This window comes from Hydrogenophaga sp. FW305-3-2-15-A-LB1, from assembly GCF_058787875.1.
Genome location: NZ_JBYTAE010000143.1, coordinates 1 through 7,337 on the forward strand (window position 1 = coordinate 1; position 7,337 = coordinate 7,337).

General features: G+C 68.7%; 8 protein-coding genes. 5 read left to right on the forward strand and 3 right to left on the reverse strand.

The genetic code is table 11. The features are described 5' to 3' along the window. Together AC3WPZ_RS27150 and AC3WPZ_RS27155 are read left to right on the forward strand one after the other, a co-directional pair. Positions 1-891, forward strand: an 891-nt coding sequence (locus AC3WPZ_RS27150) for a DUF3108 domain-containing protein (RefSeq protein WP_492442443.1), incomplete at its 5' end; no start/stop codon positions are given. 166 nt (positions 892-1,057) lie between these two features. Next, the gene (locus tag AC3WPZ_RS27155) at positions 1,058-1,342 is read left to right on the forward strand and encodes a BTH_I0359 family protein (RefSeq protein ID WP_382153555.1); all 285 of its coding nucleotides are present in this window, start codon (positions 1,058-1,060) and stop codon (positions 1,340-1,342) included. A gap of 49 nt (positions 1,343-1,391) precedes the next feature. Here the strand turns inward: AC3WPZ_RS27155 and AC3WPZ_RS27160 are convergent, their stop codons facing one another. Next, positions 1,392-2,462, reverse strand: a complete 1,071-nt coding sequence (locus tag AC3WPZ_RS27160; RefSeq protein WP_492442449.1) for an AbrB family transcriptional regulator — start codon at positions 2,460-2,462, stop codon at positions 1,392-1,394. 56 nt (positions 2,463-2,518) lie between these two features. Here AC3WPZ_RS27160 and AC3WPZ_RS27165 point away from each other — a divergent pair, with 56 nt between their 5' ends. After that, positions 2,519-3,325, forward strand: a complete 807-nt coding sequence (locus AC3WPZ_RS27165) for a ChaN family lipoprotein (RefSeq protein WP_492442445.1) — start codon at positions 2,519-2,521, stop codon at positions 3,323-3,325. 85 nt (positions 3,326-3,410) lie between these two features. Here AC3WPZ_RS27165 and aptA read toward each other — a convergent pair whose 3' ends face one another. After that, positions 3,411-4,751 carry an omega-aminotransferase AptA gene (aptA, locus tag AC3WPZ_RS27170; RefSeq protein ID WP_492442447.1) on the reverse strand — a complete coding sequence of 447 codons (1,341 nt, stop codon included), beginning with the start codon at positions 4,749-4,751 and terminating at the stop codon, positions 3,411-3,413. A 124-nt stretch (positions 4,752-4,875) separates the two neighbouring features. Between aptA and purU the strand changes: the two genes are divergently transcribed. Together purU and AC3WPZ_RS27180 are read left to right on the forward strand one after the other, a co-directional pair. After that, a complete protein-coding gene (gene purU / locus AC3WPZ_RS27175; RefSeq protein ID WP_382153546.1) occupies positions 4,876-5,724 on the forward strand; it encodes a formyltetrahydrofolate deformylase in 849 nt (282 codons plus the stop codon). An 85-nt stretch (positions 5,725-5,809) separates the two neighbouring features. Beyond that, complete coding sequence (locus AC3WPZ_RS27180) at positions 5,810-6,679, forward strand: LysR substrate-binding domain-containing protein (RefSeq protein ID WP_382322158.1); 870 nt, start codon at positions 5,810-5,812, stop codon at positions 6,677-6,679. Between the two features lie 24 nt (positions 6,680-6,703). Here the strand turns inward: AC3WPZ_RS27180 and AC3WPZ_RS27185 are convergent, their stop codons facing one another. Beyond that, on the reverse strand, positions 6,704-7,126 hold the full coding sequence (locus AC3WPZ_RS27185) for an Hsp20/alpha crystallin family protein (protein ID WP_382322159.1): 423 nt from the start codon (positions 7,124-7,126) through the stop codon (positions 6,704-6,706). Positions 7,127-7,337 lie beyond the last annotated feature (211 nt).

Genomic DNA, 7,337 nt, shown 5'->3' on the forward strand with positions numbered 1-7,337 from the left:
GTTCCCGAACCCGTCGCCGTGGCCCAGGCAGCGCCCGAACCCGCCGAGGCCGTCGCCCTCGCGCCGGCTGAGACGCCGGCCATCGCTTCGCAGGAAGTGGCCGTGAGCGAGCCTCCGGCGCCGGCACCCGAAGCGCCGGCAGAAGCCGTGGCGGCGCCTGCTGCCACGCCCGAAACACCCCCAATCAGCGAGCCCACCGGCACCACGCCGTCGGCAGCAACCGACGGCAAACCCAGCGCCCCCGTCGCCCTGCCACCCGCCACGCCGCCGCCCAGCACCCGCCTGCACTACGACGTGACCGGCAACGTCAAGGGCATCGGCTACAAGGCCCAGGGCACGCTGGACTGGGCCGTGGCCGACGGCCGCTACGAGGCCCGCATGGAGATGCGCGTGCTGCTGCTGGGCAGCCGCTCGCAGACCAGCATCGGCCGCATCGGCCCCGAAGGCCTGATGCCCGAGCGCTTCGCCGACAAGAGCCGCAGCGAGAAAGCCGCCCATTTCGATGCGGCGCAACAGCGCATCCGCTTCAGCAGCAACGCGCCCGAAGCACCGCTGCAGCCGGGGGCGCAGGACCGCCTGAGCCTGTTCCTGCAGCTCGCCAGCCTGCTGCAGGCCCGCCCGCAGGCCTACACCACCGGGCAGACGGTGGACATGCAGGTGGCCGGCACGGGCGACGCCCCCGTCTGGCGCTTCGACGTGGGCGAAGAATCGACGATTTCGCTGCCAGCGGGCGAATTCAAGGTGCGCCACCTGGTGCGCCAGCCGCGCAAGGAATTCGACAGCACGGTCGAAATGTGGCTCGCGCCCAGCCTGCACCACCTGCCCGTGCGCCTGCGGGTGAAACAGTCGAACGGCGATGTGGCCGATCAGCAACTCAGCCAGATGCCGTAAGGCAAACACCTGTAGGACAAACACCCATCTGTGCCAAAAAAGACACGCATCTTGAAGTCGGGGGGAACGTCGCCACGTAAAGCTGCATCTGACCTATAAATCGGCGCGTATTTGCCGATATAAGGTTGTCAGGAACGCAGATTTTTTCTATTCAAGGATTTCAGTCATGCACATGCTTTACGACTCGGATGCCTTCGCTGTGGTCCACATCCTGGCCAATGCGCCCGTCGAGGGCGACAACGAAGTGGCCGACGGCCCGCAGATTCCCCGCCACGGTTTCGAGATCGTGGACAAGCGCTCGGGCAAAGAGGTGTACCTCGACGGCTCCTGGGCCGAGATGTTCCAGCTCCAGATCACCGCCTGGCAGCAGAGCACGCCGTCCCAGGAAGAGGTGGAAGACACGCTCGAAGGCTATGCCACGCTGGCCCAGATGCCCGTGGTCATGCACTGAACGAACGCGCTTCCTCTGAAAAAAGGCCGCTGCACCCCAGCGGCCTTTTTCATGTCGGGCCGTGGCGCCAGCGGTACAGCGGCTCGGCCAGCACCAGCACCGCCACCAGCCGGCAGACCTGGAACGCCGTCACCACCGGCACGCCCAGCTGCAGCACCTTGGCGGTGATGGCCATCTCGGCAATGCCGCCGGGCGCGGTGCCCAGCAGCAGCGTGACCGGGTGCAAACCCGTCAGCTGCGCCAGCACCCAGCCGAAGCCGGCGCACAGGCCCATCATCACCAGCGTGGCGAAAGCCACCGACGCCAGCCAGCGCGGCGCCGTGTGCACGAAAGTGGGCGTGAAACGCACGCCCAGGCTCACACCGATCACCAGCTGCGCCGCGTTCGACAGGCTCTGCGGGATGGCCGACAGGGTGTGGCCGCTCAAGGTCACCACCATGGTGACCACCAGCGCGCCCATGAACCAGGGGTTGGCGCGGCCCAGGCGCTGCATGGCCAGCGCGCCCAGCAGCGTGAGCCCGGCCAGCGCCAGCAGCCCCAGGGCTTGCACGTCCCGCACGCCCTGCGCCCCGGTGTCGAGCCCGCTCACGCCCCCGAACTGCAGGGCAAACGGGATGGTGACCGTCACCAGCAGCACCCGCAGGCTGTGCGCGGCCGCCACCAGATCGGTGCGCGCGCCCTGGCGCTCGGCGATCAGCGTCATCTCGGACGCGCCGCCGATCGCGCCAGCGAAATAGGTGGTGCAGCGCAGCTCCGCGGGCGTCAAGGCCACCAGATGCCCCGCGTGCAGCCAGCGCAGCCAGGCCGCAAAACCCAGGCCCAGGGCCAATGCCCAGGCGATGCCGAGCGCGATGGCCCACCAGAGGCTGGCCACGAGCGCGCCCACGGCCGGCGTGAAGTACAGGCCCAGCGCGGTACCGATCACCCACTGCCCGCTGTTGCGCAAAGGCGTCCAGCTCTCGGTGCGCATGCCCAGCACCGACACCAGCGCCGTCGCCAGCAGCGGACCGATCATCCAGGGGATGGGCGTGCGCAGCCAGCGGCACAGCAGGGCGGCGGCCAGGGCGATCGTCAGGGTGAGGCAGACGCGCGGCCACGAAGCGGGCCGCCAGGCAGGCAGAAAGGACACGCGAAAAGGGAAGGTGAAGGGGCCTCGGGTGCGCTTAGTATCCACGCATGACCTGTCGAACCGCTGTCGCCCTCGCCCTGGGCCTGTCCTTGCTCGCGGCCTGCGCGCACCGCCCACCCACCACCGTGCCGGCCCTGCTCGACCGCGTGCTGCCCGCGCCGGTGTTGCTGCTCGGCGAGCAACACGACGCCGCCGAACACCAGGCCCTGCAGCGCGACGTGGTGCTGGCCCTGGCCCGGCGCGACCAGCTGGGCGCGGTCGTGATGGAAATGATCGAACAGGGGCGCAGCACGCAAGGCCTGCCCAGCGACGCCGACGAGGCGCGCGTGCGCGAGGCCCTGGGCTGGACCGAGCAGAGCGGCTGGCCCTGGCCGGTGTACGGCCCGGTGGTGATGGCCGCCGTGCGCAGCGGCGTGCCCGTGATCGGCGGCAACCTGCCGCGCGCGCAGATGCGCGGCACCATGGGCCAGGCCGAGCTGGACGGCCTGGTGAGCGAGCGCGTGCTGCAGCGCCAGCGCGACGGCATCCGCGAGAGCCATTGCGGCCTCCTGCCCGAGAGCCAGATCGCGCCCATGACCCGCATCCAGCTCGCGCGCGACCGGTCGATGGCGCAGACGGCCACGCAGGCCCTCATCCCGGGCAAGACGGTGCTGCTGGTGGCCGGCAACGGCCATGTGCGCGAAGACCTCGGCGTGCCCCTGCACCTGCCCGCGTCCGTGGGCCACAAGGTGGTGATGGCGCAGGCCGGCACCTCCAAGGACGCCAGCGCACCGCCGGCCGACGCGGTGTGGCAGACCCCCGCGCTGCCCCCGCGCGACCACTGCGCCGAACTGCGCCAACAGATGAAGCGCTGAATCCAGGGGCACCAAGGGTCCGGCTCCGCCGGCCCCAGGTGCCGTCCCCCCACCGGGGGGAAGCCGCGCCAGCGGCGCAGGGGGGTTACCCCAGCCTTTTGATCGCGTCGGCCAGCGTGCCCACCATGGTCTCGATCTGCGCGCGATCGACGATGTAGGGCGGCGCGAACACCAGGTTGTCGCCCGCGTTGCGCACCAGCACGCCCCGGTGGTAGCAGTCCATGAACACGTCGAACGCGCGCTTGCCGGGCAGGCCCGGCTGCGGCGCGAGCTCCACGGCGGCCGCCAGCCCGAGGCTGCGGATGCCGATCACGTGGGGCAGGCCCTTGAGCGCGCTGTGCATCGCGTCGCCCAGCACCGGCCCCATCTCGCCCGCGCGGGCGAACAGGTTTTCCTCGCGGAACAGGTCCAGCGTGGCGATGGCCGCCGCGCAGGCCACCGGATGGCCCGAGTAGGTGTAGCCATGGAAGAACTCGATGGCGTGGTCCGGCGCGCTGCCGTGCGCGCCCATCATGGCGCCGTAGATGCGGTCGGTGCAGACCACGCCGCCCAGCGGGAACACGCCGTTGGTCACGGCCTTGGCGAAATTCAGCATGTCGGGCTGCACGCCGTAGTAGTCCGACGCGAAAGCCGTGCCCAGGCGGCCGAAACCGGTGATCACCTCGTCGAAGATCAGCAGGATGCCGTGCTTGTCGCAGATCTCCCGCAGGCGCTTGAGGTAACCCTGCGGCGGCACGTACCAGCCCGCGCTGCCGGCGACGGGCTCGACGATCACGGCCGCCACGTTGCTGGGGTCGTGCAGCGGCAGGATGCGGTTCTCCAACTCCAGCAGCAGGTCTTCGTCCCACACCGGTTCGGTGTTGTGCACGTAGGCGTGCTTGACCGGGTCGTGGATGAAGCGCAGGTGGTCCACGCGCGGCAGCAGGGCGGCGCCGTAGACCTTGCGGTTGGCCGGGATGCCGCCCACGCTCATGCCGCCAAAGCCCACGCCGTGGTAACCGCGCTCGCGGCCGATGAAGATGTTGCGGTGGCCTTCGCCGCGCGCGCGGTGGTAGGCCAGCGCCACCTTCATCGAGGTGTCGGCGGCCTCGCTGCCGGAGTTGCAGAACAGCACCTTGTTCAGGTCGCCCGGCGCCATGGCGGCGATCATCTCGGCGGCGCGAAAGGCCTTGTCGTTGCTGACGCTGAAGGCGGTGCTGTAGTCCAGCGTGTCCAGCTGCTGCTTGATGGCTTCGTTGATCGGCTTGCGGTTGTGGCCGGCGCCCACGCACCACAGGCTGGAAATGCCGTCGATGACCTGGCGGCCGTCGTGCGTCGTGAAGTACATGCCGTCGGCCGCCACGAAGACCCGGGGGTCTTTCTGGAAACTGCGGTTGGGCGTGAAGGGCAACCACTGGTTGTCCATGCGGAAATCGTTGTAGGCCATGCGGGCGTCTCCTGCGGCAAAAGGACGGGGAAGCGGCATTTTGTCACCGCCTCCCGCCTCCAGGGGCTCCATTGCGCCGGGTTCGGCCAGGCCCACCGCGCCTTGCTGCGACAATTCGCACGCCATGAATCACACCTACGTTCTTACCCTGTCCTGCTCGGACCGCCCGGGCATCGTGCACGCCGTTTCCGGCTTCCTGCTGGAGCACGGGGGCAACATCGAAGAAGCCGCGCAGTACAACGACCACGCCACCGGCCTGTTCTTCATGCGCGTGCAGTTCGCCTGCGGCCAGCTCACCCAGGACGACCTGCGCCTGCACCTGAAGCTGTTCGCCGAACCGTTCGCCATGCAGTGGAGCCTGCACCCGCTGGCCGAGCCGGTGCGCACCGTCATCTTCGTCAGCAAGGAAGGCCACTGCCTCAACGACCTGATGTTCCGCTGGAAGAGCGGCCTGCTGCCGCTGGACATCCGCGCCATCATCAGCAACCACCGCGACTTCTACCAGCTCGCGGCCAGCTACAACGTGCCCTTCCACCACATCCCGGTGACCGCCGCCACCAAGCCGCAGGCCGAGGCCAAGCAGCTGGAGATCATCCAGAACGAAGGCGCCGAGCTGGTGGTGCTGGCGCGCTACATGCAGGTGCTCAGCAACGACCTGTGCCGCGAACTCTCGGGCAAGGCGATCAACATCCACCACAGCTTCCTGCCCAGCTTCAAGGGCGCCAAGCCCTACTACCAGGCGCACGACCGGGGCGTGAAGCTGATCGGGGCCACCGCCCACTACGTGACGGCCGACCTCGACGAAGGCCCCATCATCGAGCAGGACGTGGCCCGGGTGGACCACACCGACGCGGTGGAAGACCTCACCGCGCGCGGCCGCGACACCGAAAGCCAGGTGCTGGCGCGCGCCGTGAAATGGCACAGCGAACACCGCGTGCTGCTCAACGGCCACAAGACCGTGGTGTTCAAGTGAACGCGATGCCGCAGGGCCGCCCCAAGGCCGCTCAGCCCCCTCGGGGGGCAGCGACCACGCGTCAGCGGTGGAGCGTGGGGGCGCCATGACCATCCGGATTCCTCCCATCCAGTGCCTGCTGACCTTCGAGGCGCTGGCGCGCCTGCGCAGCGTGACGCAGACGGGGGAGGAACTGAACGTGACGCCCAGCGCGGTGAGCCACCGCGTGCGCCAGCTGGAGCAGATCCTGGGCACCAAGCTGTTCGGCCGCGCCGATTTCTCGCTCACCACCGAGGGCAGCGAATACCTGGCCCACGTGCGCGAAGGCCTGGGCATCCTGCAGCGTTTTCCGGGCGGCAACACGGCGCCGGGCAAACGCAAGCTCAAGCTGGCCGTCACACCGACTTTCGCGCGCTCGATCCTGATGCCGCGCCTGCGCCAGTTCACCGAGGCCTATCCGGAGATCGACCTGACGCTGCAGGTCTCGATCCCGCTGCTGGACGTGGTCGCCGAGGACGCCGACCTCACGGTGCGCTACGGCACCGGCCGCTACGCCGACGTGGAGCACATCTGCCTGCTCAAAGACGAGGTGACGCCGCTGGCGTCTCCCGCCTACATCCGCGAGAACGGCCCGTTCGACACGGTGGAAGACCTGCAGCGCGCCGCCCTGTTGCGCAGCCCGCTCGAACCCTGGCGCACCTGGTTCGCGGCGCACGAACTCGACTGGCCCGAGCCGGTCGAGGGTTCGTCGTTCAACGACATCGGGCTGATGTGCGATGCCGCGGCTCAAGGCCTGGGCGTCGCCCTGGTGCGCCTCAAGCTGGGCGCGCCCTGGATCGAGAACGGCTCGCTGGAACGCATCTCGGCACGCAACATCCCATCGCCCCATGCGCACTACCTGTGCTGGCAGGCCGGTGCGATGGAGCGGTGGGAATGCGCGGCGTTCGCCGAGTGGCTCAAGAAGAGCGTGAACTGACGAGCCCGGCGGCGGATCGCGGGTTTATTCGATCGCCAGGCGCTGGGCCGCGGCGGCGGTCTTCTTCGGCAGCGTGAGCTGCAGCACACCGTTCTCGTACTTCGCTTTCGCGGCGCTGTTGTCCACGTCGACCGGCAGCTGGAAGCTGCGCGAGACGGCGCCGTAGTAGCGTTCGCTGCGCAGCAGCTTGCCACCCTCGGTCTGGCTGTCCTGCTGCTTGATCTCGGCGCGCAGGGTCACCAGCTTGCCGTCGACGTTGACGTGGATGTCGTCCTTGGACACGCCGGGCACTTCGGCCTGCAAGGTGTAGGCCTCGGGCGTCTCTTTCACATCGACGCGGATCTGCGCCGGCAGGCCGTCGCCGTGCAGCGGCTTGACGTAGAAGGCGGGAGCGACGTCGTTGAAGAAGTCGTCGAGAAAACCACGGCGGGCAATGAGGCTGTTCATGGCAAGAAACTCCTGATGGATGATGAGGTTCCAGGGCGCGACAGGCGTCCTGCGGTGAACACAACTTGATGCCACCGCCCGCCGATTTCAAGGGCCCTTCGTCACCGCCCGCCGAAGCGTTCACAAAGCGCTGCAAGTTTCTTCAATCCGGCACGCAAGCTTTGGCCTAGACTGGAGCGGCCCTTGATCCGACCCGCACCGGCCCCACATG